This is a genomic window from Streptomyces sp. BI87 (assembly GCF_025957665.1).
Classification (GTDB): domain Bacteria; phylum Actinomycetota; class Actinomycetes; order Streptomycetales; family Streptomycetaceae; genus Streptomyces; species Streptomyces albidoflavus.
Map to the genome: position 1 here is coordinate 4,642,337 of NZ_CP110079.1, position 24,966 is coordinate 4,667,302.

Below are 24,966 nucleotides of genomic sequence, written 5' to 3' on the forward strand. Positions count from 1 at the left end.
GTGTGGCTGAGCGCTCAGCCAGTCTCAGCCCGGCCGGCGCTTGAGGCCGCCCAGTCCCCAGGCCGCAGGCCGGGCCAACCCCCACCAAGGCACCCCACCCCCACGACAAGCCAAGTGACACCATGGCCAAAACCCCACCGACCCGACACGAGGCCACCCGCACCATGACCCACGACCACCACGGCCCCGAGCTGATCCCGACCCCCGCCCAGACGGCGGCAGCCCTGTCCCCTCCGCCCGGCCGCACCGGCGGTGACCTGGTCATGGAGACCCTGCACGGGCTGGGCGCCACCACCGTGTTCGGCCTGCCGGGCCAGCACGCGCTGGGCATGTTCGACGCGCTGCGCCGCGCCCCGATGGCGTACGTGGGCCTGCGGGTCGAGAACAACGCCGGGTTCGCCGCCGACGCGTACGGCCGGGTGAGCGGCGAGGCGGCCCCGCTGCTGCTCTCCACCGGCCCGGGGGCCCTCACCTCGCTGGCCGCGCTCCAGGAGGCGGCCGCCGCCAGCGCGCCGGTGCTGGCGATCTCCAGCCAGATCCCGGTGGCGGGGCTCGGCGGCGGGCGCCACGGGTACCTGCACGAGCTGCGGGACCAGCAGGCGTCGTTCCGGGACGTGGTGAAGTCCGTGCACACGGTGCGTACCGCCTCACAGATCCCGACCGCGATCGCCGAGGCGTGGCAGAGCGCCCTGACCGCGCCGCACGGCCCGGTGTGGGTGGAGATCCCCGCCGACATCCTCAGCGCGGAGACGACCTTGCCGCAGGTCACGGCCCCGGACGCGTTCCCGGAGGAGCCGGCGCCGCGGCCCGAGCTGACGGCGGTGGCCGCCGACTGGCTCGGCCGTGCCGAGCGGCCGGTGATCATCGCGGGTGGCGGCGTGGTCCGCGCCGACGCGGCCGGCAAGCTGACCGCGCTGGCCGAGCGGCTCCAGGCCCCGGTGGTCACCACCTTCGGCGGCAAGGGGGCCTTCGCCTGGGACCACCCGCTCTCGCTCCGGTCGTGGATGGAGGACCGGCACACCACAGCCTTCCTGGAGGAGGCCGACGTGGTCCTCGTCGTCGGCTCGGGCCTCGGCGAGCTGTCCTCGCACTACGGGACGTTCACCCCGCGCGGCCGGATCATCCAGATCGACGCCGACCTCGGCAAGCTGGAGGCCAACTACCCGGCCCTCGGCATCCACGCCGACGCCCGCCTCGCGCTCACCGCCCTGCTGGAGACCGTCCCGGAGCGCACGGACACCGGCGCCCCGGACCGCGTCGCCGCCACCCTCGCCGCGATCCGCGACCGGATCGACGGCCAGGGCCTCGACACCGAGCAGCGTGTCCTGGCCGCCGTTCGCGAGGCGCTGCCCGACACCTCGCCCAGCTTCTGGGACATGACCATCCTCGCCTACTGGGCCTGGTCAGCCTTCGACCCCCGCCAGGGCGCCTTCCACTCCGCCCAGGGCGCGGGCGGCCTCGGCTACGCCTACCCGGCCGCGCTCGGCGCCGCCGTGGCCGACCCGACCCGCCCGGTCCTCGCCGTCTCCGGCGACGGCGGCGCCCTGTACTCGATCGCGGAGCTGGCCACCGCCCGCCAGCACGACCTGAACGTCACCTGGCTCATCGTGGACGACGGCGGCTACGGCATCCTCCGCGAGTACATGCACGACGCCTTCGGCACCACCACCGCCACCGAGCTGAGCCGCCCGGACTACGCGGCCCTCGCCGCCGCCTTCCACATCCCGGCCACCACCACCTCGGTGGACCACCTGGCCACGGACCTCGCCAAGGCGCTGGCCGCCCCCGGCCCGTCCGTGGTCGTCCTCCCGGTCCACCTGCGGATGTTCGCCGCGACCCATGAGGAGAGCGGCGAGGCGTGACGTACGCGCCCTTCCGTGCTGGAGTGCTCCCGTCGCGGGGCACTCCGGCCGGGAGCCGCCCGGCCCGCCGCGCGGCCACGGCGTGAGGAGCCGATCATGCACGTACGGCGGGTCGTCCCCAACCTGCGGACCGAGGACCCCGAGGCGTGCGGCGCGTTCTACGCCCGCCTCGGCCTCACCCCCGCGATGGACATGGGCTGGATCACCACCCTGACCGGCACTGGCACTGGCACTGGCACCGGTACAGGTACCAGTACCGACAGCGGCACCGCCCCGGCCCAGCTCAGCCTGATGACCGAGGACCTGACCGGCCCGGTCGTCCCCGACCTGAGCATCGAGGTCGACGACGTGGACGCCGCGTACGAGGAGCTGCGGGCGGCCGGCGCCGACCTGCTCTTTCCCGTCCGCGACGAGGAGTGGGGCGTCCGCCGCTTCTTCGTCCGCGACCCGGACGGCCGCGTCGTCAACGTCCTCGGCCACCGCTGAGGGCCGCCGCCCGCGCGCCCTCCTGGCTCCCTTCGCACACCCGTGCGCCCCACCCGGTTTGTTGCGGCGGGATGAAATCCCCCGCTCCGGACGTTGGCGCTGGCGGTAGTGGCAGGAGACCGGACGACGGAAGGACCACGGGGTGGCGGGCGCGCGGCAGGACCGGCAGGAGCAGGGGGAACCGGGGCGTACCCCGGTGGCCGGGCCGGAGGCGGCGATCGAGAACCGGGGCTGGGCCAAGCGGCTCACCGCGTACGCCTGGCGGCACCCCAAGGACGTGATCCTCTCGCTCGGCGCCTCGCTCGCCGGGATGGGCGTCATGGCCCTGGTGCCGCTGATCACCAAGATCGTCATCGACGACGTGATCGGCGGCAGCCGCTCGCTGGCCGTCTGGACCGGCCTGCTGGTCGTGGCCGCCCTGGTCGTCTACGGGCTGACGTACATCCGCCGCTACTACGGCGGGCGGCTCGCCCTGGACGTCCAGCACGAGCTGCGGACCGACATGTTCTCCACCATCACCAGGCTCGACGGCAGACGGCAGGACGAACTCTCGACCGGCCAGGTCGTCGGCCGCGCCACCAGCGACCTCCAGCTCATCCAGGGCCTGCTCTTCATGCTGCCGATGACCATCGGCAACGTCCTGCTCTTCCTCATGTCCCTGGCGATCATGGCCTGGCTCTCGCTGCCGCTGACCCTGGTCGTCGTCGCCGTCGCCCCCGCCCTGTGGTGGATCGCCCGCCGCAGCCGCACCCGGCTCCACCCCGCCACCTGGTACGCCCAGGGGCAGGCGGCCGCCGTCGCCGGGGTGGTCGACGGGGCCGTCTCCGGCGTCCGCGTCGTCAAGGGGTTCGGCCAGGAGGACCAGGAGACCGGCAAGGTCCGCGAGGTCAGCCGCCGCCTCTTCGCCGGCCGCCTGCGCACCGTCAAGCTCAACGCCCGCTACACCCCCGCCCTCCAGGCCGTCCCCATGCTCGGCCAGGTCGCCATGCTCGCCCTCGGCGGCTGGCTGGCGGTGCGCGGGCAGATCACGCTCGGCACCTTCGTCGCCTTCTCCACCTACCTCGCGCAGCTGGTCGGCCCGGTGCGGATGCTCGCCATGGTCCTCACCGTCGGCCAGCAGGCCCGGGCCGGCGCCGAACGCGTCCTGGAGCTGATCGACACCGAGCCCACCCTCACCGACGGCACCCGCGAGCTGCCCGCCGACGCCCCCGCCACCGTCGAGTTCGACTCCGTCACCTTCGGGTACGGCGACGGGCGGCCCGTCCTCGACGGCTTCAGCATGGAGATCCGCGAGGGCGAGACCCTGGCCCTGGTCGGCGCCTCCGGCAGCGGCAAGTCCACCGTCTCCACCCTCCTGCCCCGCTACTACGACGTGCGCGCGGGCGCCGTCCTCGTCGGCGGCCGCGACGTGCGCGAACTGACCCTCGACTCGCTGCGCGCCGCCATCGGCCTGGTCCCCGAGGACAGCTTCCTCTTCTCCGACACCATCCGCGCCAACCTCGCCTACGGCCGCCCCGACGCCACCGACGAGCAGATCACCGCCGCCGCCCGGGCCGCCCGCGCCGACCGCTTCATCGACGAGCTGCCCGACGGCTACGACACGGCCGTCGGCGAGCACGGCCTGACCCTCTCCGGCGGCCAGCGCCAGCGCCTGGCCCTGGCCCGCGCCCTGCTCACCGACCCCCGGCTGCTCGTCCTGGACGACGCCACCTCGGCCGTCGACGCCCGCGTCGAGCACGAGATCCACGAGACCCTCGCCGAGGTCATGGCGGGCCGCACCACGCTGCTCATCGCCCACCGCCGCTCCACCCTGAACCTCGCCGACCGCATCGCCGTCCTCGACGAGGGCCGCGTCGCCGCCGTCGGCACCCACGCGGAGCTGGAGCGCACCTCGCCGCTCTACCGCCGCCTGCTCACCGACCCCGAAGCCCTCGGCGGCACCTCGCCCGGCCACACCCCGCAGCAGCCCCCGCTCTCCGTCCTGCCCGAGGAGGAGATGCTCACCGACGAGCTGCGGGACGAGCTGGAAGCCGAGTTCGACGCCGAACGCGGCATCACCCCGGCCCTGTGGGTCCGCGACAAGGAGGCCCGCGACCCGGCCGCCGCCCTCGCCGGGATGCCCGCCACCCCCGAACTCCTCGCCCAGGTCGAGGCGCTGCCGCCGGCCGACGAGAAACCCCGGGTGGACGAGGCCCGCGCCGTCACCCCGGAGGAGTCGTACGGCCTGAGGCGGCTGCTGCGCGGCTTCGGCAAGCCGCTCGCCGTCGCCTTCCTCTTCGTCGCCGCCGACGCCGGGCTCGGCCTGCTGCTTCCGGTGCTGATCCGGCACGGCATCGACGAGGGCGTCAACCAGCTCGCGCTGGGCGCCGTGTGGACCGCCGCCGGGCTCGCCCTGCTCGCCGTGATCGCCCAGTGGGCCGCGCAGACCGTCGAGATCCGCAAGACCGGACGTACCGGCGAGCGGGTCCTGTACGCGCTGCGGCTGAAGATCTTCGCCCAGCTCCAGCGGCTCGGCCTGGACTTCTACGAGCGCGAGCTGACCGGCCGGATCATGACCCGGATGACCACCGACGTCGACGCGCTCTCCACCTTCCTCCAGACCGGCCTGGTCACCGCCTTCGTCTCGGTCGTCACCTTCTTCGGCATCATGGGCGTGCTCCTCGCCATCGACCTCCAGCTGGCGCTGGTCGTCTTCGCGACCCTGCCCGTCCTGATCGTCGGCACGTACTTCTTCCGCAAGCGCAGCGTCAAGGCGTACGAGCTGGCCCGCGAGCGGGTCTCGGGGGTCAACGCCGATCTCCAGGAGAACGTCGCCGGGCTGCGGATCGTGCAGGCGTTCCGGCGCGAGCCCACCACCACCCGGCGGTTCACCGAGCACAGCGACAGCTACCGGCTGGCGCGGCTCAAGGGCCAGTGGCTGATCTCGGTCTACTTCCCCTTCGTGCAGCTGCTCGCCTCGGTGGCGGCCGCCGCCGTCCTCATCGTCGGCGCCGGCCGGATCGAGGCCGGCACGCTCACCACGGGCGCGCTGGTGGCGTACCTGCTCTACATCGACCTGTTCTTCGCCCCGGTCCAGCAGCTCTCGCAGGTCTTCGACGGCTACCAGCAGGCCACCGTCTCGCTCGGCCGCATCCAGCAGCTGCTCCGCGAGAAACCGTCCACCGGGCGGGCCGCCGAACCGCTCGACGTGCTCTCGCTGCGCGGCGAGATCGCTTTCGAGTCCACCGGTTTCGCCTACCGTCCGGCCGAGGGCGGGGGCCAGGCCGAGGAGGCGCTGACCGGCGTCGACCTGAGGATCGAGCCCGGCGAGACGGTCGCCTTCGTCGGCGAGACCGGCGCCGGCAAGTCGACGCTGGTCAAGCTGGTCGCCCGGTTCTACGACCCGACCAGCGGCCGGGTCACCGTGGACGGCACCGACCTGCGCGACCTGGACCTGACGGCCTACCGGCACCGGCTCGGCGTCGTCCCGCAGGAGGCGTACCTCTTCGAGGGCACCGTCCGGGACGCCATCGCCTACGGGCGGCCCGAGGCGAGCGACGCCGAGGTGGAGGCGGCGGCCCGCGCGGTCGGCGCGCACGACATGATCGCCCGGCTGGACGGGGGCTACCTGCACACCGTCGCCGAACGCGGCCGCAACCTCTCGGCCGGCCAGCGCCAGCTGATCGCCCTGGCCCGCGCCGAGCTGGTCGACCCGGACATCCTGCTCCTGGACGAGGCGACCGCCGCCCTCGACCTCGCCACGGAAGCCCTGGTCAACCGGGCCACCGAGCGGGTCGCCGGCCGCCGCACCACCCTGGTCGTCGCCCACCGCCTGACCACCGCCGCCCGCGCCGACCGCGTCGTCGTCATGGACCACGGCAAGGTCGCCGAGGTCGGCACCCACGACGAACTCCTCGCCAAGAACGGGGCCTACGCCGAGCTCTGGGACGCCTTCGTCGGAGCCCCCGCCGCCTGACCCCCGTCGGGCCGCCGCACCTCGCGCCCCCTGCCCCCTTCCGGGGCAGGGGGCGCCGCGCTGTTCGCCTTCCCCCGGCCGGCACCCCGTCACCCCCAGGAGCAGGCCGTCTGGTGGACCGGGCGTCACTCCGCTAAGTTCCGGCGGGCCGGGACGCGCCCGGAGTGACGAGAGGAACAGGGGAGGGCTCATGCGCACGGTGTTGCGCTGGTTGCTGTCGCTCGTGGTCCTGGCGGGGGCCGTCACGGCCCAGGCCGGTACCGCGATGGCGGGCCAGGACCCGGCACGCGACGGCGGCCGGGACATCCTTCAGCGGCTGCTCGCCGTCAAGGGCGTCGAACTGGTCGAGGAGAAGCCGTACGAGGGGTACCGGTACTTCGTCCTCACCTACACCCAGCCGGTCGACCACCGGCACCCGAAGCGGGGCACCTTCGAGCAGCGGTTCACCGTGCTGCACAAGGACACCTCGCGCCCCACCGTCTTCCACACCTCCGGCTACGGCGTCTCCACCACCCCCGGCCGCAGCGAGCCCACCCGGATCATCGACGGCAACCAGATCTCCCTGGAGTACCGTTACTTCACCCCCTCGCGCCCCGAACCGGCCGACTGGTCGAAGCTGACGATCTGGCAGGCCGCCAGCGACCAGCACCGCCTCTTCCAGGCCCTCAAGCCCGTCTACGGCAAGAAGTGGCTGGCCACCGGCGGCTCCAAGGGCGGCATGACCGCCACCTACTACGAGCGGTTCTACCCGCGCGACATGGACGCCGTCGTCGCCTACGTCGCCCCCAACGACGTGGTCGACAGCGAGGACTCCGCCTACGACCGCTTCCTGGAGCAGGTCGGCACCGCCGAGTGCCGCGACGCCCTGCACGCCGTCCAGCGCGAGGCCCTGCTGCGCCGCGAGCCCCTCAGCGAGCAGTACCGGGAGCTGGCCGAGAAGGCGGGCGCCACCTTCACCACGGTCGGCAGCCTCGACAAGGCCTTCGAGGCCGTCGTCATGGACCTGGCCTGGGGCTTCTGGCAGTACGCCGACGAGGCCGACTGCGCGAACGTCCCCGAGGCCCGCACCGCCGGTGACGCCGAACTCTTCGCCTACGTCGACGAGATCTCCGGCTGGTCCTTCTACACAGACCAGGGCCTCGCCCCGTACACGCCGTACTACTACCAGGCGGGCACCCAGCTCGGCTCGCCCGGCATCGCCCAGCCACACCTCGCCGACCTCAGCCGCTACGGCTACCAGGCACCCCGCGAGTTCGTGCCGCGCTCCATCCCCATGCGGTTCGAGAAGCACGCCATGCGCGACGTCGACACCTGGGTCCGCCACCACGCCCAGCGCATGATGTTCGTCTACGGCGAGAACGACCCGTGGAGCGCCGAGCCGTTCCGCCTCGGGTCCGGTGCCCGCGACTCCTACGTGCTGACCGCGCCCGGCGCCAACCACGGCGCCAACGTCGCCGGGCTCGTCCCCGACGAGAGCGCCCGCGCCACCGCCCGCATCCAGCAGTGGGCCGGGGTCGCCCCGGCCACCGCCCAGGCCGACCCCGAGTCCGCCGCGCCGCTGGCCGCCTACGACAAGACCCTCGACTCCCTCGACGAGAAGCTGCTCCAGAAGTACCGGGGCGGCAGGCTCTGACCCGACCCCGTCCGCCGTACCGGAAGGCGCCGCCCGCACCCCGTGAACCTCGGGGTGCGGGCGGCGCTTCGTCGTTCCGTCCGCCCGTCAGTACCGCAGCCCGAACCCGACCGGCAGCAGCTCCTTCGACGGGTCGTCGGCCCGCTGCACCGGCACCGGCAGCTTCCCGCGCGGCCGCGCCCGGCCGGCCAGCACCCGCACCGCCGCCCGCAGCTCCACGTCGGTCCAGGAGTAGGTGGCGAGCACCGCGTCCGCCTCGGGCAGGTGCGCCACGTCGTACGGGTTGCGAATGGCCAGCGCCACCACCGGCACCCCGGTCGCCGCCAGCGCCCGCACCAGCTTCTGCTGCGCGCTGCCCGCCGCCACGTTGTACGTCCCGACGACCACCGCGTCCTTGCCCCCGGCCGCCGCCACCGCCGCGTCGATGACCGCTTGGCCGGGCGCCGTCCCGGTCGACAGCGTGGTCACCCGGAAGCCGAGCCCGGTCAGCTCCTCGGTGAGCGTGGTGGTGGGCGGCCCCGTGGTGCCCGAGGGGGAGGCCGGGTCGGCGCCGACGACCAGGAGGTCCCGGTGGGTGCGGCGGCTCAGCGGGAGCAGCCCGTTCTCGTGGGCCAGCAGCGTCGTGGTGCGCTCGGCGATCCGGTCGGCCTCAGCCAGGTGCGGGCGGATGCCCACCGTCCGGTCGACCTCCCGCCGGGTCACGTACGGGTCCTCGAACAGGCCGCGCTTGGCCTTCAGTTCGAGGATGCGCAGCACCGAGGTGTCGATCCGCTCCTCGGTCAGCTCGCCCTCGCGCACCGCCGCCAGCACCGCGTCGTACGCCACCTTGATGCTCGGCGGGTTGAGCAGCTGGTCGACCCCGGCGAGCAGCGCCAGCACCGGCACCCGGTCGTCGCCGTACTTGGTGCGCACCCCCTCCATCCCGAGCGAGTCGGTGACCACCACCCCGTCGTACCCCAGCTCCTCGCGGAGGATGCCGGTGAGGATCGGGCGGGAGAGCGTCGCCGGGTCCTCGGCCGGGTCGAGGGAGGGCACCACGATGTGGGCGGTCATGATCGAGTCGATGCCCGCCGCGATCGCCGCCCGGAACGGCGGCGCGTCCAGCCGCTCCCACTCCTCGCGGGTGTGGTGGATGGTCGGCAGCGCCTCGTGGCTGTCGGTGGTGGTGTCGCCGTGGCCCGGGAAGTGCTTGGCGCAGGAGGCGACCCCGGCCCCCTGGTACCCCTTCACCTGCGCGGCCACCAGGTCGGCCACCACCTCGGGGTCGGAGCTGAAGGAGCGGACGCCGATCACCGGGTTGGCCGGGTTGACGTTGACGTCGGCGTCCGGCGCGTAGTTCTGGAGGATGCCGAGGGCGGCCAGCTCGGCCCCGGCGATGTGCGCGGCCCGCCGCGTGTCGGTGCGGCTGCCGCCCGCGCCCAGCGCCATCGCCCCCGGCAGCAGGGTGGCCGGAGCGCCGACCCGGCAGACGATGCCGTGCTCCTGGTCGGTGGAGACCAGCACCGGCAAACCGTTTCTCCGCCCCAGCGAGGCGCGCTGGATGCCGTTGGACAGTTCGGCGATCTGGTGCGGGTCGCGGGTGTTGCGCGCCCAGGTGAAGTAGATGATGCCGCCGACGTGGTACGTCGAGATCAGCTCGGCGGCGTCGCGGACACCCAGCTCCTTGAGGTTGGCGTCGACGTCCGCCGGGTCCGGGTCGGTCGCGGTGTGGCCGTAGACCCGCATCACGAAGAGCTGGCCGACCTTCTCCTCCAGGCTCATCCGGGAGAGCAGCTTCCGGAGCTGTTCGCGGGTGGGCCTGCGCGCGGCGGGCCGCACGGCGCCCGCCTCGCCCTGGGGGCCGACGGCGGCGGAGGCCGAGGTGCTGACGGTGGCCGCGGCGGCGGCTCCCGCGCCCGCCGCGAGCACGGCGCGGCGGGAGGTGCCGGGGGATCGGTGGTGCACGTGCGCTCCTTCCGGTGGGAGGGGCGCCGGGCGGGTGCGCGCTGCCCGTGCCGCCTCGACGGGCAGCCCCTGAAGGAAACTGCCAGGAATCACGGATAGCCCGAAGATTTCTGCCAGTCAAGAGGTGGGGCGCGTGTTGCGAACCCGGCCCGCGCCGCTTGTCCGCCTTTGCCTCGCCTGGGGCAGCCCCCGCACGACATTCGAGGGGCCCGGTCCACGGACCAGGCCCCTCGTGTCTCCCCCCGGAGGTCCCCCCTCCAGATCAGAACTCCCTGAATCCCCCCCCGGGAAATTCCCCCAGAAGTCCTGATGCCACGTAAGACAGACGACCCCCGCGCGGGGTTGTACGGGGATCACGACGAGTTGTGAAAACTTTCCGGGCCCGCCCGCCGCGCCCCGTTCGGCGTAACGTCGAGGCCATGCCCAGCACTCCCCAGAACGGGCCCCGCCCCGCCCTCGCCGTCCTCGAAGCCGTCCTCGAACGGATCACCTATGCCAACGAGGAGAACGGCTACACCGTGGCCCGGGTGGACACCGGGCGGGGTGGCGGGGATCTGCTCACCGTGGTCGGGGCGCTGTTGGGGGCGCAGCCGGGGGAGTCGTTGCGGATGGAGGGGCGGTGGGGGTCGCATCCGCAGTACGGCAAGCAGTTCACCGTGGAGAACTACACGACGGTGCTGCCCGCCACGGTGCAGGGCATCCGCCGCTACCTGGGGTCCGGGCTGATCAAGGGCATCGGGCCGCGGATCGCCGACCGGATCACCGAGCACTTCGGGGTCGACACCCTGGACGTCATCGAGACCGACGCCAAGCGGCTGGTGGAGGTGCCGGGGCTCGGGCCCAAGCGGACGAAGATGATCGCGGCGGCCTGGGAGGAGCAGAAGGCGATCAAGGAGGTGATGGTCTTCCTCCAGGGGGTCGGGGTCACCACCTCCATCGCCGTGCGCATCTACAAGAAGTACGGGGACGCCTCCATCTCCGTCGTGCGCAACCAGCCCTACCGGCTCGCCGCCGACGTCTGGGGCATCGGCTTCCTCACCGCCGACCGGATCGCCCAGGCCGTCGGCATCCCGCACGACAGCCCGGACCGGGTCAAGGCCGGACTCCAGTACGCCCTCTCCCAGTCCAGCGACCAGGGCCACGTCTACCTCCCCGAGGACCGGCTCATCGCGGACGCCGTCAAGCTGCTCCAGGTCGACACCGGCCTGGTCATCGACTGCCTCGGGGAACTCGCCGCCGACGAGGAGGGCGTGGTCCGGGAGAAGGTGCCGGGGCCTGACGGCGAGCCGGTCACCGCCGTCTACCTGGTCCCCTTCCACCGGGCCGAAGTCTCCCTCGCCGCCCAGCTGTTGCGGCTGCTGCGCGCTCCGGACGACCGGATGCCCGCCTTCCAGGGCGTCGACTGGGAGAAGGCGCTCGGCTGGCTGGCCCGCCGTACCGGTACCGAGCTCGCCCCCGAGCAGCGGGACGCGGTCCGGCTCGCCCTCACCGAGAAGGCGGCCGTGCTGACCGGCGGGCCCGGCTGCGGCAAGTCGTTCACCGTGCGGTCGGTGGTCGAACTGGCCCGGGCCAAGGGAGCCAAGGTGGTGCTCGCCGCCCCCACCGGCCGGGCCGCCAAGCGGCTCGCCGAGCTGACCGGAGCCGAAGCCTCCACCGTCCACCGGCTGCTGGAGCTGCGCCCCGGCGGCGACGCGGCGTACGACCGGGAGCGGCCGCTCGACGCCGACCTCGTGGTGGTCGACGAGGCTTCCATGCTGGACGTGCTGCTCGCCAACAAGCTGGTCAAGGCGGTGGCGCCCGGCGCTCACCTGCTCTTCGTCGGTGACGTGGACCAGCTGCCCAGCGTCGGCGCCGGCGAGGTCCTGCGCGACCTGCTCGCCGAGGGCGGACCGATCCCCTCCGTCCGCCTGACCAGGATCTTCCGCCAGGCCCAGCGCTCCGGGGTCGTCACCAACGCCCACCGCATCAACGCCGGCACCCCGCCGCTCACCCAGGGCCTCGACGACTTCTTCCTCTTCGTGGAGGACGACACCGAGGAGGTCGGCCGCCTCACCGTCGACGTCGCCGCCCGCCGCGTCCCGGCCCGCTTCGGCCTCGACCCGCGCCGCGACATCCAGGTCCTCGCGCCCATGCACCGCGGCCCGGCCGGCGCGGGCACCCTGAACGGCCTCCTCCAGCAGGCCATCACCCCGGCCCGGCCCGACCTCCCCGAGAAGCGGTTCGGCGGCCGCGTCTTCCGCGTCGGGGACAAAGTCACCCAGATCCGTAACAATTATGAGAAAGGGCTCAACGGCGTCTTCAACGGAACCGTCGGCGTCGTCACCGCCCTCAACGCCGAGGAGCAGCGGCTGACCGTGCTCACCGACGAGGACGAGGAGGTCCCGTACGACTTCGACGAGCTGGACGAGCTGGCGCACGCCTACGCCGTGACCATCCACCGCTCGCAGGGCAGCGAGTACCCCGCGGTGGTGGTGCCGGTGACCACCAGCGCCTGGATGATGCTTCAGCGGAACCTGCTCTACACCGCCGTCACCCGGGCCAAGAAGCTGGTCGTCCTGGTCGGGTCGCGGAAGGCGATCGGGCAGGCGGTGCGTACCGTCTCCGCAGGCAGGAGGTGCACCGCGCTCGACCACCGGCTGCTCTCCGGGACGCCCGGCCGGCCGTTCCCCCAGAAATGATCGATCAAATCGGTGGGATACGTCACGCAGCCCTTCCGGAACCGGGGAGAGAGGGGCAGGATGAACAGGTTGGCGGCACTGAGTGCCGCCAAAGGGCCGAAGGGTCGACCCCGAGTGCACTCTCCTGAGCCAAATGGGGGATGGTAGAGACAGTCAGGGCACCTCGAAGATGAGGCACTACGTCGGTGAGGGAAAGACGTGAGCGACAACTCTGTAGTACTGCGGTTCGGCGACAGTGAGCACACCTACCCGGTGATCGACTCCACCGTCGGCGACAAGGGCTTCGACATCGGGAAGCTTCGCGCCCAGACGGGTCTGGTGACCCTCGACAGCGGCTATGGCAACACCGCGGCGTACAAATCCGGGATCACCTATCTCGACGGCGAGCAGGGCATTCTCCGCTATCGCGGGTACCCGATCGAGCAGCTGGCGGAGAACTCCACCTTCACCGAGGTGGCGTACCTGCTGATCAACGGTGAGCTGCCGACCGTCGACGAGCTGGCGGGCTTCAAGAACGAGATCACGCAGCACACCCTCCTCCACGAGGACGTGAAGCGGTTCTTCGACGGCTTCCCGCGCGACGCGCACCCGATGGCGATGCTGTCGTCCGTGGTCAGCGCGCTGTCGACCTTCTACCAGGACAGCCACAACCCGTTCGACGAGGAGCAGCGCCACCTCTCGACGATCCGCCTGCTGGCCAAGCTGCCGACGATCGCGGCCTACGCCTACAAGAAGTCGATCGGCCAGCCCTTCGTCTACCCGCGCAACGACCTGGGCTACGTCGAGAACTTCCTGCGGATGACCTTCTCGGTCCCCGCCCAGGAGTACGAGCTCGACCCGGTCGTCGTCTCGGCGCTCGACAAGCTCTTCATCCTGCACGCCGACCACGAGCAGAACTGCTCCACGTCGACCGTGCGCCTGGTCGGCTCCTCGCAGGCCAACATGTTCGCCTCCATCTCGGCCGGCATCTCCGCGCTGTGGGGCCCGCTGCACGGCGGCGCCAACCAGTCGGTGCTGGAGATGCTGGAAGGCATCAAGGCCGACGGCGGCGACGTCGACTCCTTCATCCGCAAGGTGAAGAACAAGGAGGACGGCGTCCGGCTGATGGGCTTCGGCCACCGCGTCTACAAGAGCTTCGACCCCCGGGCGAAGATCATCAAGGCGGCGGCGCACGACGTCCTCTCCGCGCTCGGCAAGTCCGACGAGCTGCTGGACATCGCGCTCAAGCTGGAGGAGCACGCGCTCTCCGACGACTACTTCGTCTCGCGGAACCTCTACCCGAACGTGGACTTCTACACCGGGCTGATCTACCGCGCCATGGGCTTCCCGACCGAGATGTTCACCGTGCTCTTCGCGCTGGGCCGTCTCCCGGGCTGGATCGCCCAGTGGACCGAGATGATCAAGGAGCCCGGATCGCGTATCGGGCGTCCGCGCCAGATCTACACCGGCGAGGTCCTGCGCGACTTCGTCCCGGTCGAGGCCCGCTGACCGGGGCTGTCGCCTCGGGATTCTCAGGGGTACGCCCCGCTTGGCCCGTTCTTTCCCCGCTGTGCGGCGGGGGAGGGGCGGGCTTTCGGCTTGCCTCATCCGGCGGGCGCGGCCGTCCCGGGCCGCTGCCAGAGATGGCCTCAAGCGCCGGCCGGGCTGGGTTCTGCCGGGCTCGGGCGAGTTCTCATGGTGCTGGCGGAGCCGGCCGGGTCGGCCAAGTAGAAAGCGCCCCGGCACCAGTCCCCCCACGGGCCGATGCTCGGGGCGCTTTCCTGTGTCCCGAGCGGATTCCCCCCACGGGATCCGGCCGGGCGTCTGTGCGGTCTGCCAGGACACGTACGTACGGGAGGGCCGCTCAAAGCTCCCCGGTGCACGTGCCCCGGCCTACACGGTCGAAGGACGTCCCCCAAGACGTCCTCCCGATTCCGGAAACGTCCCCCAAGACATTTCCGGTATCGCCTTCTTAGACTCACGAGCCCCCCACATGGTTACGTTGCGGGGAGTGTGATCTGCGTCTCTCGCACGACCTGAATACTGCTGCGAGAGCCCCAGGGTTCGGGGTCCAAGAGTAAGGGTAGTGCGTCAACTATGTGAAGGACTTGAGGCGAAGACTGTTGGTAACGACGAAGACCGAGGAGAAGGCCATCGCGGCCCCCGCGATCATCGGGTTCAGCAGTCCCGCGGCGGCCAGCGGAAGCGCCGCCACGTTGTAGCCGAAGGCCCAGCAGAGGTTGCCCTTGATGGTGGCCAGCGTGCGCCGGGAGAGCCGGATCGCGTCGGCCGCCGCCCGCAGGTCCCCGCGGACGAGGGTGAGATCCCCGGCCTCGATCGCCGCGTCCGTCCCGGTGCCCATGGCGAGCCCCAGGTCGGCGGTGGCCAGCGCGGCCGCGTCGTTGACGCCGTCGCCCACCATCGCCACCGTACGGCCTTCCGCGCGCAGCCGCTCGACCTCCGCGACCTTGCCCTCGGGGAGCACCCCGGCCACCACCCGGTCGATGCCGACCGCGCGGGCCGCCTCGGCGGCCACGGCCTGGTTGTCGCCGGTGAGCAGGACGGGCGTGAGGCCGAGCGCGCGCAGCTCCCGGACCGCCTCGGCGCTGGTCTCCCGCAGGGCGTCGGCGAGCGTCAGCAGCCCGCGTACGGCCCCGTCCCAGCCGACCGCCACCACGGTCCGCCCGCGGGCCTCGGCGTCCGCCAGGGCCCGTTCCAGCTCCTCGGGGACCGGCATCCCGGCCTCGGCGAGGAGCTGGGGGCGGCCGGCGGCCACCTGGCGCCCCTCTACGGTGCCGCGGACGCCCAGTCCGGACGTACTGGCGAAGCCGGAGACGGGCGGGAGCGGCCCGTGGCGTTCCTCGGCGGCACGCGCCAGGGCGCGGGCGATGGGGTGCTCGGAGGCGTGCTCCAGGGCGCCCGCGAGGCGCAGCAGCTCGGTCGCGTCGGTGCCGGGGGCGGGCAGGAGCTCGGTCAGTTCCATGCGGCCGGTGGTGAGGGTGCCGGTCTTGTCGAGGACGACGGTGTCGACGCGGCGGGTGTTCTCCAGGACCTCGGGGCCCCGGATGAGGATGCCGAGCTGCGCGCCGCGCCCGGTGCCGACCAGCAGGGCGGTGGGCGTGGCCAGGCCCAGCGCGCACGGGCAGGCGATGATCAGGACCGCCACGGCGGCGGTGAAGGCGGCCGTGGTGTCGTCCGTGGCGAGCAGCCAGCCCACCAGCGTGCCCAGGGCGAGGACCAGCACGACCGGCACGAAGACCGCCGAGACCCGGTCGGCCAGCCGCTGCACGGCCGCCTTGCCGTTCTGGGCCTGCTCGACCAGGCGGGCCATCCGGGCCAGCTGGGTGTCGGCGCCGATGCGGGTGGCCTCCACGGTGAGGCGGCCGCCGGTGTTGACGGTGGCGCCGGTGACCTGGTCGCCGGGGGCCACGTCGACCGGCACCGACTCGCCGGTCAGCAGGGAGGTGTCGACCGCCGAGCGGCCCTCCAGGACCCGGCCGTCGGTGGCGATGGTCTCGCCGGGCCGGACCGTGAACCGGTCGCCGACCACCAGCCGCGCCACCGGGACCCGTACCTCACGCCCGTCCCGTACCACGGTGGCCTCGCGCGCCCCCAGCTCCAGCAGGGCGCGCAGCGCGGCGCCCGCCCTGCGCTTGGCGCGCGCCTCCAGCCAGCGGCCGAGCAGCAGGAAGGTGACGACGCCCGCCGCCACCTCCAGGTAGATCATCGAGGAGGCGTCGGCGCGGGAGGCGGTCAGGTCGAAGCCGTGCCGCATCCCGGACATCCCGGCGTGGCCGAGGAAGAGCGCCCAGAGCGACCAGCCGAAGGCGGCGAGGGTGCCGACCGAGACGAGGGTGTCCATGGTGGTCGCGCCGTGCCGCAGATTGGTCCAGGCGGCCCGGTGGAAGGGCAGGCCGCCCCAGACCACCACCGGCGCGGTCAGCGTCAGGCAGAGCCACTGCCAGTGGTCGAACTGGAACGCCGGGACCATCGACAGCAGGATCACCGGCGCCGCGAGCACCGCGGAGACGGTGAACCGCTGCCGCAGCGCCTCGGTCTCGGCGTCGCCGGGCGCGCCGGAAGCCCCCGCGCCGCCCTCCGGGGTGTCCGCGGCCGGCTCGGGCTCCGGCGGGCGGATCTCCTCGGCGGTGTAACCGGTCCTGACCACCGTGGCGATCAGGTCGTCGACGCCCAGCTCCTCGCCCGGCTCGTAGGCGATCTTCGCCTTCTCGGTGGCGTAGTTGACGGTGGCGGTGACGCCCGGCATCCGGTTGAGCTTCTTCTCCACCCGGGCCGCGCACGAGGCGCAGGTCATCCCGCCGACGCTCAGCTCGACCTCGGTGGTCGCGGATGGTGCCGGCCGCTCGGGCGCGGTACTGGTGGTCATGGTCTGGCGGTCTCCGCTACGAGGGGTACGGGCTGGGGGTACGGGCGGACCCGGTCCTTCCATGGTGCGGCCCCGCCCGGGTCACGTGCCGGGCGGGGCGGGGTGCGCCGGGGTCAGGCGCGGCCGGTCAGCTCGTACCCGGCCTCGTCGACGGCGGCGCGGACGGCCTCCTCGTCGAGCGGGGCGGCGGAGGTGACGGTGACCTTGCCGGTGGCGGCCTCGGCCTTCACGGAGGAGACGCCGGGCAGCGCGGAGAGCTCCTCGGAGACGGCGCCCTCGCAGTGGCCGCAGGTCATGCCGGTGACCGCGTAGACCGTGGTGACGGCGCCGGTGTCGGCGCAGCCGCCGGAGGAGGCGGCGGAGCCGGAGCAGCAGGAGCCGGAGGTCTGCGTCTGGGCCTGGGTGTCGCTGGTCATGGTGTCCTCCTGAGGGGCCGTCCCGTTCGGGCGGGTCCGGTCGTGATGGTGCTGATGGTCGTGATGTCCAGGATGGTGCAGCGGTGGTGCGCGCGGCGCCGGTGGGGCGGGCGTGCGCTACGGGGCTTCCCGGGCGGGCGAGGTCAGAGGTGCGCCCGGGAAGGCGGGCCGTACAGCCAGACTATACCCCTAGGGGGTATGAATCCACCTCCGGGGCGGCACAGTGAGCCGCGCGGCCCGCCCCCGGGCCGCCAGGACGAAGGGTGATCCGATGCGCGCAGTGGTCTTCGAACGGTTCGGCGAGCGCCCCGAGGTACGGGAACTGCCCGACCCCGCGCCCTCACCCGACGGGGTGGTCGTCCGCGTCGAGGCCACCGGCGTCTGCCGCAGCGACTGGCACGGCTGGCAGGGCCACGACCCGGACATCGCGCTGCCCCACGTCCCCGGCCACGAACTCTCCGGCACCGTCGCCGCCACCGGCGCCCGCGTCACCCGCTTCCGGGCCGGGGACCGGGTCACCGTCCCCTTCGTCTGCGCCTGCGGCAGCTGCGCGGCCTGCGCCCAGGGCGACCACCAGGTCTGCGAGAACCAGACCCAGCCCGGCTTCACCCGCCACGGCTCCTTCGCCGAGTACGTCGCCCTCGACCACGCCGACACCAACCTCGTCGCCCTCCCCGACGGCCTCGCCCACCCCACCGCCGCGGGCCTCGGCTGCCGTTTCGCCACCGCCCACCGGGCCGTCACCGTCCAGGGCCGGGTCGCCCCCGGCGAATGGGTCGCCGTCCACGGCTGCGGCGGGGTCGGGCTCTCCGCCGTGATGATCGCGGCCGCCGCCGGGGCCCGCGTCCTCGCCGTCGACGTCTCACCCGACGCGCTGGAACTCGCCCGGCGGTTCGGCGCCGAGGTCTGCCTGGACGCCCGGGTGGGCGTGGTTCCCGTCGACGGGGCGGTGCGGGCCGGGGCCGGGGGTGAGGTCGCGGCTGCCGTCCGGGAGCTCACCGGCGGCGGGGCCCACCTCTCCCTCGACGCGCTCGGGTCGCCGGGTACGTGCGTCGCCTCCGTCGAGGGGCTGCGGCGGCGGGGCCGCCATGTCCAGGTAGGGCTGTTGCCTTCCGCCACGGGGCGGCCCGTGATCCCGATGGAGCGGGTCATCGCCCACGAGCTGGAAATCCTCGGCAGCCATGGCATGGCCGCGCATGCCTATCCCGGGCTGCTCGCCCAGGTGGCCGACGGGACCCTTCGGCCCGACCTCCTGGTCACGGCTGTGCGGCCGCTTGCCGAGGCGCCGGACGCGCTGGCGGCGCTGTCGGCACCTGGGGTGCCGGGGATCACGGTGATCGAGCCTTGGGGGTAGCGGGGTTCCGGCCCCCAGGCCCGCCGATCTCAGCCCGGCCGGCGTTTGAGGCCACCCCGCCTCGCCCTCGGGGCGGGAAAGGTGGGACGGCTCGGCGGCCGCCGGGTGCCGGGTGCCGGGTGCCGGTCAAAGATGGCCTCAAGCGCCGGCCGGGCTGAGATTGGTCGGCCGGGCCGGGCAGAGGTTGTTGGGCCGGGCCGGGTTTGGTCCGCCGGGGCGGAATCGGCGCCCGGCTGAGCCTTCCCGGGGTGGCCCCGGAGCGGCCCCGCCTATTTCCCCCTGTTGCGGGCCCGCCCCGCCACCCACTGGCGGATCGTGTCGGAGCGGCGGGCCGCGCGCGCCCGGGAGCGCGGGCAGGCGTGTGGAGCGACCGTGACACGGGTGTGGCGGGACCGGGACATCCCGGGCCCGTTCAGCCGTTCAGGTACGACTCCAGCAGCGCCCGCGTGCGCCGGGCCACCGGGAGCGGGCGGTCCGGCGGGCACGGGTACATGTCCTGCTCGACGATGGCGAAGAGGTCGATGCCGAGGGGGCGGGTGGCCGCCAGTACCGGTGCGAGGGCGGGCACGCCGAGCGGGGGCTCGCACATGACGCCCTGGGCCACGGCGGGGCCGAACGGCAGGTCCTCGGCGCGGACCCGGGCCAGGACCTCGGGGTCGACCTGTTTGAGGTGGAGGTAGCCGAGGCGTTCGCCGTAGGTCTCGACGAGGCGGACGCTGTCGCCGCCGCAGTAGGCGTAGTGGCCGGTGTCCAGGCAGAGTTCGACCAGGTCCGGGTCGGTGGTGTCGAGGAGGCGGACCACGTGTTCCTCGGTGTCGACGTGGGTGTCGGCGTGCGGGTGGACCACGGTGCGCAGCCCGTACTCCTCGCGGACCCGGCGGGCCAGACGCTCCGTCAGCCGGGAGAGGTCGCGCCAGGCGGCGGGGGTCAGCTCGCGGTCCTCCAGGACCTGGCCGGTCTTGTCGTCGCGCCAGAACGCGGGGATCGCCACCAGGTAGCCGGCGCCCGCCGCCCGGGTCAGTTCCGCGACCTTCGCCACGTGCGCCCACGTCTCCTCCCAGACCGCCTCACCCCGGTGCAGCCCGGTGAAGACGGTCCCCGCCGACACGCCCAGCCCGCGCCGCGCCGTCTCGTCCCGCAGCCGTACCGGGTCGGTGGGGAGGTAGCCGTACGGGCCCAGTTCGATCCACTGGTACCCGGCCTCGGCCACCTCGTCCAGGAAGCGGTCCCAGCCCACCTGGTGCGGGTCCTCGGGGAACCAGACGCCCCACGAGTCGGGTGCCGAGCCGATCCGCAGCCGGGAGGCCGGGGGCGCGGGCTCGTTCGTACGGTCCATCAGATGTCCGCCTTCCGGTTCCGGTCGCCGTCCGGGTCAAGCCTGCCCGATCTCCGGGCGTGAGGGTTCGTCCGAATGTCCGGACAAAATGTTGACAGGGTTCCGTGCCGCCGACTAGACCTGGGCACGCCCCGGGTCCGTACCGGCACCACGGGGAGCACCACCGCCGCAACGACGCAGCGAGGGGGAGACCGTGACGGGCGCACAGCCGGGACGCGGGAGTGGGCAGCGGCCACCCGGGCAGCCGCCGGGTGAGGCGGCGTACGACGTGATCGCTCTCGGGCGGCTCGGCGTCGACCTCTACCCGCTCAGGACCGGGGTGCCGCTGGCCGAGGTGGAGACCTTCGGGAAGTTCCTCGGCGGGTCGCCCGCCAACGTGGTGGTCGCGGCGGCGCGGCTGGGGCGGCGTACCGCCCTGGTCAGCCGGACCGGGGAGGACCCGTTCGGCGACTATCTGCGGGCCGAGCTGGAGAAGTTCGGCGTCGACGCGCGATGGGTGCCGGCCGTGCCGGGACTGCCCACGCCCGTCACCTTCTGCGAGATCTTCCCGCCCGACGACTTCCCGCTGTACTTCTACCGGCGGCCCGAGGCCCCTGATCTGAGGATCACCGCCGACGCCCTCGACCTCGACGCGATCGGGGCGGCCCGCGTCCTGTGGGCCACCGGTACCGGGCTGAGCGCCGAGCCGAGCCGTACCGCCACCCTCGCCGCCCTCGCCCACCGGGGCCGGGCCGCCCACACCGTCCTCGACCTCGACTGGCGCCCCGTGCTCTGGGACGAGGCCGAACGCCCGGAGGCCCGCGCCCACTACGCCGCCGCCCTCGCCCACGCCACCGTCGCCGTCGGCAACCTCGCCGAGTGCGAACAGGCCACCGGAGAGCGCGAGCCGGAGGCCGCGGCCGACGCCCTGCTCGCCGCCGGAGTCACCCTCGCCGTGGTCAAACAGGGGCCGGACGGCGTCCTCGCCGCCCACCGCGACGGCACCCGCGTCACCGCCCCGCCCGTCCCCGTCGAGGTGGTCAACGGCCTCGGCGCCGGGGACGCCTTCGGTGGCGCCCTCTGCCACGGACTGCTCGCCGGGTGGCCGCTGGCGGACAGCGTCCGGTACGCCAACGCCGCCGGGGCCCTCGTCGCGGGCCGCCTCGCCTGCTCCTCCGCGATGCCCCGCGCCGACGAGATCGAAGCCCTCCTCGGCGGTGCGGAATGAACCCCGCCCATGCCGCGCACGCCGTCGACCCGGCCGCCCTCGCCCGGCTGCGCGCCCACCGGCCCGAAGCGGTCGCCGAGGCCGCCGCCCGCCGGGTCCGCCGCCCGCTGCTGGGCCGTGACGGGCGGCTGCTGATCCTCGCCGCCGACCACCCGGCGCGGGGCGCCCTCGGCGCGGGACGCGGCGACCGCGCCATGGCCGACCGCGCCGGACTCCTCGCCCGGCTGCGGCTCGGCCTCTCCCGCCCGGGCGTCGACGGCGTCCTCGCCAGCGCCGACGTCCTGGACGACCTGCTGCTGCTCGGGGCGCTGGAGGGCAAGGCCGTCATCGGCTCGATGAACCGGGGCGGCCTGGCCGGGGCCGCCTTCGAACTCGACGACCGCTTCACCGGGTTCCGCCCGGAGGATCTGGCCCGCTCCCGCTACGACGCCGGGAAGCTGCTGCTCCGCCTCGACTACGACGACCCCGGCTCGCTCACCACCCTGCACACGGCGGCCCGCGCCGTCGACGCCATGGCCGCGCTGCACCTGCCGGTCTTCGTGGAACCCTTCCTCTGCCGCCGGGTCGGCGGTGAACTCCGTACCGACCTCGGGGCCGCCGCCGTCACCACCTCGCTCGCCGTCGCCTCCGGCCTCGGCGGGACCTCCGCGTACACCTGGCTCAAGGTGCCCGTCACCGAGGACCCCGACGACATGGCGCGGGTCACGGCCGCCACCACGCTGCCCGTGGTGCTGCTCGGCGGGCCGGTCGGTGCGGCGCGCGGCGGGGACGCCACCTACGAGCGGTGGCGGAGCGCCCTCGCGCTGCCCACGGTGCGCGGCCTCGTCGCCGGCCGCGCCCTGCTCTACCCGCCCGACGGGGACGTGGCCGCCGCCGTCGACACCGCCGCCGCCCTCGTCCACGGGGAGGCCCGGCACGAGGGAACCCGCGCCCTGCCCGGCCCGTCGCGCGGGCTGCCCGCCCCGCGCGGGGTAGGTGATGAGCCATGACGACGATGCCCCCCACCGACCCGCACCCGCTCCACCTGCGGCCCGGCGCCACCGCGCACCCCGGCAGCCCGTACCGGCTCACCGCCGGGCCCGCCCAGGGGCTGCGCCACACCGCCCTGCACATCCTCGAACTGGCCTCCGGCGACACGCACGCCTTCGCCACCGGCGGCGCCGAATGGATCGTGCTTCCGCTCTCCGGGGGCGGTACGGTCCGGGTGCGGCCCGACGGGGGGCAACAGGGCGACGAGGAGCGCGAGTTCACCCTCGACGGGCGCCCGGACGTCTTCGCCGGGCCCACCGACTTCGCGTACGTCCCCCGGGACGCGCGCGTAGAGATCACCTCCGGCGCCGCCGGCCGGTTCGCTCTGGCAGGAGCGAGGTGCGGGCGCCGACTCCCCGCCCGCCGAGGCCCGGCGCCGGAGGTACCCGTCGAGGAGCGGGGCAGCGGGACGCGCGCGCGGCAGGTGCGGAACTTCGCCGCCGCCCACACCTTCGCCTGCGACCGCCTCATCGCCGTCGAGGTCGTCACCCCGCCCGGCCACTGGTCCTCGTACCCGCCGCACAAGCACGACGAGCACCGGCCGGGGGAGGAGAGCGAGCTGGAGGAGATCTACTGGTTCGCGCTGGACGGGCCCACCCCGGCCTTCCACCGCGTGGCGCCCTCCCGGCCCGGCGGCGCGGACCTCCTCGCCGAGGTGCGGGACGGGGAAGCGGTCCTCGTGCCCGACGGCTGGCACGGCCCGTCCGTCGCCCCGCCCGGCCACCCGCTCTACTACCTCAACGTCATGGCCGGGCCCGGCCCCGGACGGGACTGGCACATCACCTTCCACCCCGACCACGCGGAGGGCTACCGGTGAGGCTCACCACCGCCCAGGCACTGATCCGCTTCCTCTCCGTCCAGTACAGCGAGCGCGACGGCGAGCGGCAGCGGCTGATCCCGGCCGTCTGGGCCATCTTCGGCCACGGCAACGTCGCCGGGCTCGGCCAGGCCCTCGCCGAGCACACCGCCGAACGGCCCGAGGGGACCGGCGGCCTCCGCTTCCACCAGGGCCGCAGTGAGCAGGCCATGGTGCACGCCGCCACCGGCTTCGCCCGCCAGAGCCGCCGCCTCGCCACCCACGCCGTCACCACCTCCATCGGGCCGGGCGCCACCAACCTCGTCACCGGCGCCGCCCTGGCCACCGTCAACCGCCTGCCCGTCCTGCTCCTCCCCGGCGACACCTTCGCCACCCGCCCCGCCGACCCCGTCCTCCAGCAGCTCGAAGTGGCCTACGCGGGCGACATCACCGTCAACGACTGCCTGCGGCCCGTCTCCCGCCACTTCGACCGCGTCACCCGGCCCGAGGCGCTGATCCCCGCCGCCCTCACCGCGATGCGCGTCCTCACCGACCCGGCCGCCACCGGCGCCGTCACCCTCGCCCTGCCGCAGGACGTACAGGCCGAGGCGTACGACTGGCCCGAGGAGTTCTTCGCCGAGCGGACCTGGCACATCCGCCGCCCCGCCCCCGACACCGCCTCCCTCACCGAGGCCGCCGCCCTGCTCCGCCGGGCCCGCCGCCCCCTCGTCGTGGCGGGCGGCGGCGTCAAGTACGCGGGAGCCGAGGCGGCGCTCGACGCCTTCGCCCGCGCCACCGGCATCCCGGTCGCCGCCACCCAGGCCGGCAAGGGCGCCCTGCCCCACGACCACCCCCAGGACGTCGGCGCGCTCGGCCACACCGGCACCGCCACCGCCGACGACCTGGCCCGCACCGCCGACCTCGTCCTCGCCGTCGGCACCCGCCTCACCGACTTCACCACCGCCTCCGGCACCCTCTTCGCCGCCGACGGCGTCCGCTTCGCCCACCTCAACCTCGACCCCGCCGACGCCCACAAACTCGCCGCGCACGCCGTGGTCGGCGACGCCCGCGAAGGGCTCACCGCCCTCACCGGGCTCGTCGAGGGCCACCGCCTGCCGGACGCCCACATCACCGCGTACACCGCCGCCAAAGCCGGCTGGGAGGCCCGCGTCGCCGCCGCCTACGCCGCCCCCGACCCCACGGCCCGCCCCACCCAGACCCAGCTGCTCGGCGCCCTCGACGCCCTGGTCACCGGCGAGGACATCCTCGTCAACGCCGCCGGCTCCCTCCCCGGCGACCTGCACCGCCTCTGGCGGGCCCGCTCGGCGGACCAGTACCACGTCGAGTACGGCTACTCCTGCATGGGCTACGAGATCCCCGGCACCCTCGGCATCCTCCTCGCCGACCCGGACCGCCCCGTCTGGGCCCTGGTCGGCGACGGCACGTACCTGATGAACCCGACCGAACTGGTCACCGCCGTCCAGGAGTCACTGCCGCTCAAGCTCGTCCTCGTCGACAACCACGGGTACGCCTCCATCGGCGGCCTCTCCCGCGCCGTCGGCGCCGAGGGCTTCGGCACCGGCTACCGGATGCCCGGCCCCGGCGGCCTCCTCGACGGGGAGCCGCTGCCGCTCGACCTCGCCGCCAACGCCGCCTCCCTCGGCGTCCGCATGCTCCGCGCCGACACCGTCGCGGAGCTGCGCGAGGCCCTCGCCGAGGTACGGGCCGCCACCGTCCCCACGGGTGTCTACGTGCGGACCGAAACGCCCGACACAGTGTCCAGCCCGACGCCCGCACAGGCGTGGTGGGATGTTCCCGTGGCCCGGACCGCGCACCGCGAGGCAGCGAACCGGGCCCGGCAGGAGTACGACCGGAACGTCGCAGCCCGGCGCCGCCATCTGTGA

Annotated in this window: 15 protein-coding genes; 11 read left to right on the forward strand and 4 right to left on the reverse strand. The window is 73.8% G+C overall.

Features of this window, described 5'->3' with window-relative positions; translation table 11 throughout:
• Nucleotides 1-164 precede the first annotated feature (164 nt).
• The 4 genes from OIM89_RS20795 to OIM89_RS20810 all read left to right on the forward strand — a co-directional run bounded on the left by OIM89_RS20795 (nucleotide 165) and on the right by OIM89_RS20810 (nucleotide 7,936).
• Nucleotides 165-1,862 (forward strand): thiamine pyrophosphate-binding protein, encoded by a 1,698-nt coding sequence (locus OIM89_RS20795; protein WP_151170454.1) that lies wholly within the window; start codon nucleotides 165-167, stop codon nucleotides 1,860-1,862.
• 96 nt (nucleotides 1,863-1,958) lie between these two features.
• Nucleotides 1,959-2,348 (forward strand): VOC family protein, encoded by a 390-nt coding sequence (locus tag OIM89_RS20800; RefSeq protein ID WP_151169443.1) that lies wholly within the window; start codon nucleotides 1,959-1,961, stop codon nucleotides 2,346-2,348.
• A 196-nt stretch (nucleotides 2,349-2,544) separates the two neighbouring features.
• Nucleotides 2,545-6,303, forward strand: a complete 3,759-nt coding sequence (locus OIM89_RS20805) for an ABC transporter ATP-binding protein (RefSeq protein WP_030697270.1) — start codon at nucleotides 2,545-2,547, stop codon at nucleotides 6,301-6,303.
• Nucleotides 6,304-6,493: 190 nt separating this feature from the next.
• A complete protein-coding gene (locus tag OIM89_RS20810) occupies nucleotides 6,494-7,936 on the forward strand; it encodes a S28 family serine protease (protein ID WP_195731005.1) in 1,443 nt (480 codons plus the stop codon).
• A gap of 87 nt (nucleotides 7,937-8,023) precedes the next feature.
• Here the strand turns inward: OIM89_RS20810 and OIM89_RS20815 are convergent, their stop codons facing one another.
• Nucleotides 8,024-9,880, reverse strand: a complete 1,857-nt coding sequence (locus tag OIM89_RS20815) for a glycoside hydrolase family 3 protein (RefSeq protein WP_047465128.1) — start codon at nucleotides 9,878-9,880, stop codon at nucleotides 8,024-8,026.
• Nucleotides 9,881-10,299: 419 nt separating this feature from the next.
• On the opposite strand from OIM89_RS20815, the gene OIM89_RS20820 reads away from it, so the two are divergent.
• Nucleotides 10,300-12,558 (forward strand): ATP-dependent RecD-like DNA helicase, encoded by a 2,259-nt coding sequence (locus tag OIM89_RS20820; protein WP_030697273.1) that lies wholly within the window; start codon nucleotides 10,300-10,302, stop codon nucleotides 12,556-12,558.
• A 198-nt stretch (nucleotides 12,559-12,756) separates the two neighbouring features.
• Nucleotides 12,757-14,046, forward strand: coding sequence for a citrate synthase (locus tag OIM89_RS20825; protein WP_003948145.1), 1,290 nt, complete (start codon nucleotides 12,757-12,759; stop codon nucleotides 14,044-14,046).
• Nucleotides 14,047-14,632: 586 nt separating this feature from the next.
• Here the strand turns inward: OIM89_RS20825 and OIM89_RS20830 are convergent.
• Complete coding sequence (locus OIM89_RS20830) at nucleotides 14,633-16,852, reverse strand: heavy metal translocating P-type ATPase (protein ID WP_411292346.1); 2,220 nt, start codon at nucleotides 16,850-16,852, stop codon at nucleotides 14,633-14,635.
• A gap of 185 nt (nucleotides 16,853-17,037) precedes the next feature.
• Nucleotides 17,038-17,340, reverse strand: coding sequence for a heavy-metal-associated domain-containing protein (locus OIM89_RS20835; RefSeq protein ID WP_030697275.1), 303 nt, complete (start codon nucleotides 17,338-17,340; stop codon nucleotides 17,038-17,040).
• A 271-nt stretch (nucleotides 17,341-17,611) separates the two neighbouring features.
• On the opposite strand from OIM89_RS20835, the gene OIM89_RS20840 reads away from it, so the two are divergent.
• On the forward strand, nucleotides 17,612-18,694 hold the full coding sequence (locus tag OIM89_RS20840) for a zinc-dependent alcohol dehydrogenase family protein (protein ID WP_047465134.1): 1,083 nt from the start codon (nucleotides 17,612-17,614) through the stop codon (nucleotides 18,692-18,694).
• Nucleotides 18,695-19,106: 412 nt separating this feature from the next.
• On the opposite strand, the gene OIM89_RS20845 is transcribed toward OIM89_RS20840, so the two are convergent.
• The gene (locus tag OIM89_RS20845) at nucleotides 19,107-20,030 is read right to left on the reverse strand and encodes a sugar phosphate isomerase/epimerase family protein (protein ID WP_030697277.1); all 924 of its coding nucleotides are present in this window, start codon (nucleotides 20,028-20,030) and stop codon (nucleotides 19,107-19,109) included.
• A gap of 268 nt (nucleotides 20,031-20,298) precedes the next feature.
• On the opposite strand from OIM89_RS20845, the gene iolC reads away from it, so the two are divergent.
• Genes iolC through iolD form a run of 4 tightly spaced genes read left to right on the forward strand, consistent with a single transcriptional unit; the run spans nucleotide 20,299 to nucleotide 24,966 of the window.
• Complete coding sequence (gene iolC / locus OIM89_RS20850) at nucleotides 20,299-21,237, forward strand: 5-dehydro-2-deoxygluconokinase (protein WP_195731007.1); 939 nt, start codon at nucleotides 20,299-20,301, stop codon at nucleotides 21,235-21,237.
• Nucleotides 21,234-22,226 carry a hypothetical protein gene (locus OIM89_RS20855; protein WP_047465137.1) on the forward strand — a complete coding sequence of 331 codons (993 nt, stop codon included), beginning with the start codon at nucleotides 21,234-21,236 and terminating at the stop codon, nucleotides 22,224-22,226. The genes iolC and OIM89_RS20855 overlap by 4 nt, the downstream gene beginning before the upstream one ends.
• Nucleotides 22,227-22,231: 5 nt before the next feature.
• Nucleotides 22,232-23,083 carry a 5-deoxy-glucuronate isomerase gene (gene iolB / locus OIM89_RS20860; RefSeq protein ID WP_195731504.1) on the forward strand — a complete coding sequence of 284 codons (852 nt, stop codon included), beginning with the start codon at nucleotides 22,232-22,234 and terminating at the stop codon, nucleotides 23,081-23,083.
• Nucleotides 23,080-24,966 carry a 3D-(3,5/4)-trihydroxycyclohexane-1,2-dione acylhydrolase (decyclizing) gene (iolD, locus tag OIM89_RS20865; protein WP_195731008.1) on the forward strand — a complete coding sequence of 629 codons (1,887 nt, stop codon included), beginning with the start codon at nucleotides 23,080-23,082 and terminating at the stop codon, nucleotides 24,964-24,966. The genes iolB and iolD overlap by 4 nt, the downstream gene beginning before the upstream one ends.

What these genes read in the sequence shown, in the direction of transcription:
- OIM89_RS20840 (WP_047465134.1), top strand. Translation starts at nt 17,612, where the DNA reads ATGCGCGCAGTGGTCTTCGAACGGTTCGGCGAGCGCCCCGAGGTACGG.
- OIM89_RS20810 (WP_195731005.1), top strand. Translation starts at nt 6,494, where the DNA reads ATGCGCACGGTGTTGCGCTGGTTGCTGTCGCTCGTGGTCCTGGCGGGG.
- OIM89_RS20820 (WP_030697273.1), top strand. Translation starts at nt 10,300, where the DNA reads ATGCCCAGCACTCCCCAGAACGGGCCCCGCCCCGCCCTCGCCGTCCTC.
- OIM89_RS20855 (WP_047465137.1), top strand. Translation starts at nt 21,234, where the DNA reads ATGAACCCCGCCCATGCCGCGCACGCCGTCGACCCGGCCGCCCTCGCC.
- iolB (WP_195731504.1), top strand. Translation starts at nt 22,232, where the DNA reads ATGCCCCCCACCGACCCGCACCCGCTCCACCTGCGGCCCGGCGCCACC.
- OIM89_RS20800 (WP_151169443.1), top strand. Translation starts at nt 1,959, where the DNA reads ATGCACGTACGGCGGGTCGTCCCCAACCTGCGGACCGAGGACCCCGAG.
- OIM89_RS20845 (WP_030697277.1), bottom strand. Translation starts at nt 20,030, where the DNA reads ATGGACCGTACGAACGAGCCCGCGCCCCCGGCCTCCCGGCTGCGGATC.
- OIM89_RS20795 (WP_151170454.1), top strand. Translation starts at nt 165, where the DNA reads ATGACCCACGACCACCACGGCCCCGAGCTGATCCCGACCCCCGCCCAG.
- OIM89_RS20835 (WP_030697275.1), bottom strand. Translation starts at nt 17,340, where the DNA reads ATGACCAGCGACACCCAGGCCCAGACGCAGACCTCCGGCTCCTGCTGC.
- OIM89_RS20830 (WP_411292346.1), bottom strand. Translation starts at nt 16,852, where the DNA reads ATGACCTGCGCCTCGTGCGCGGCCCGGGTGGAGAAGAAGCTCAACCGG.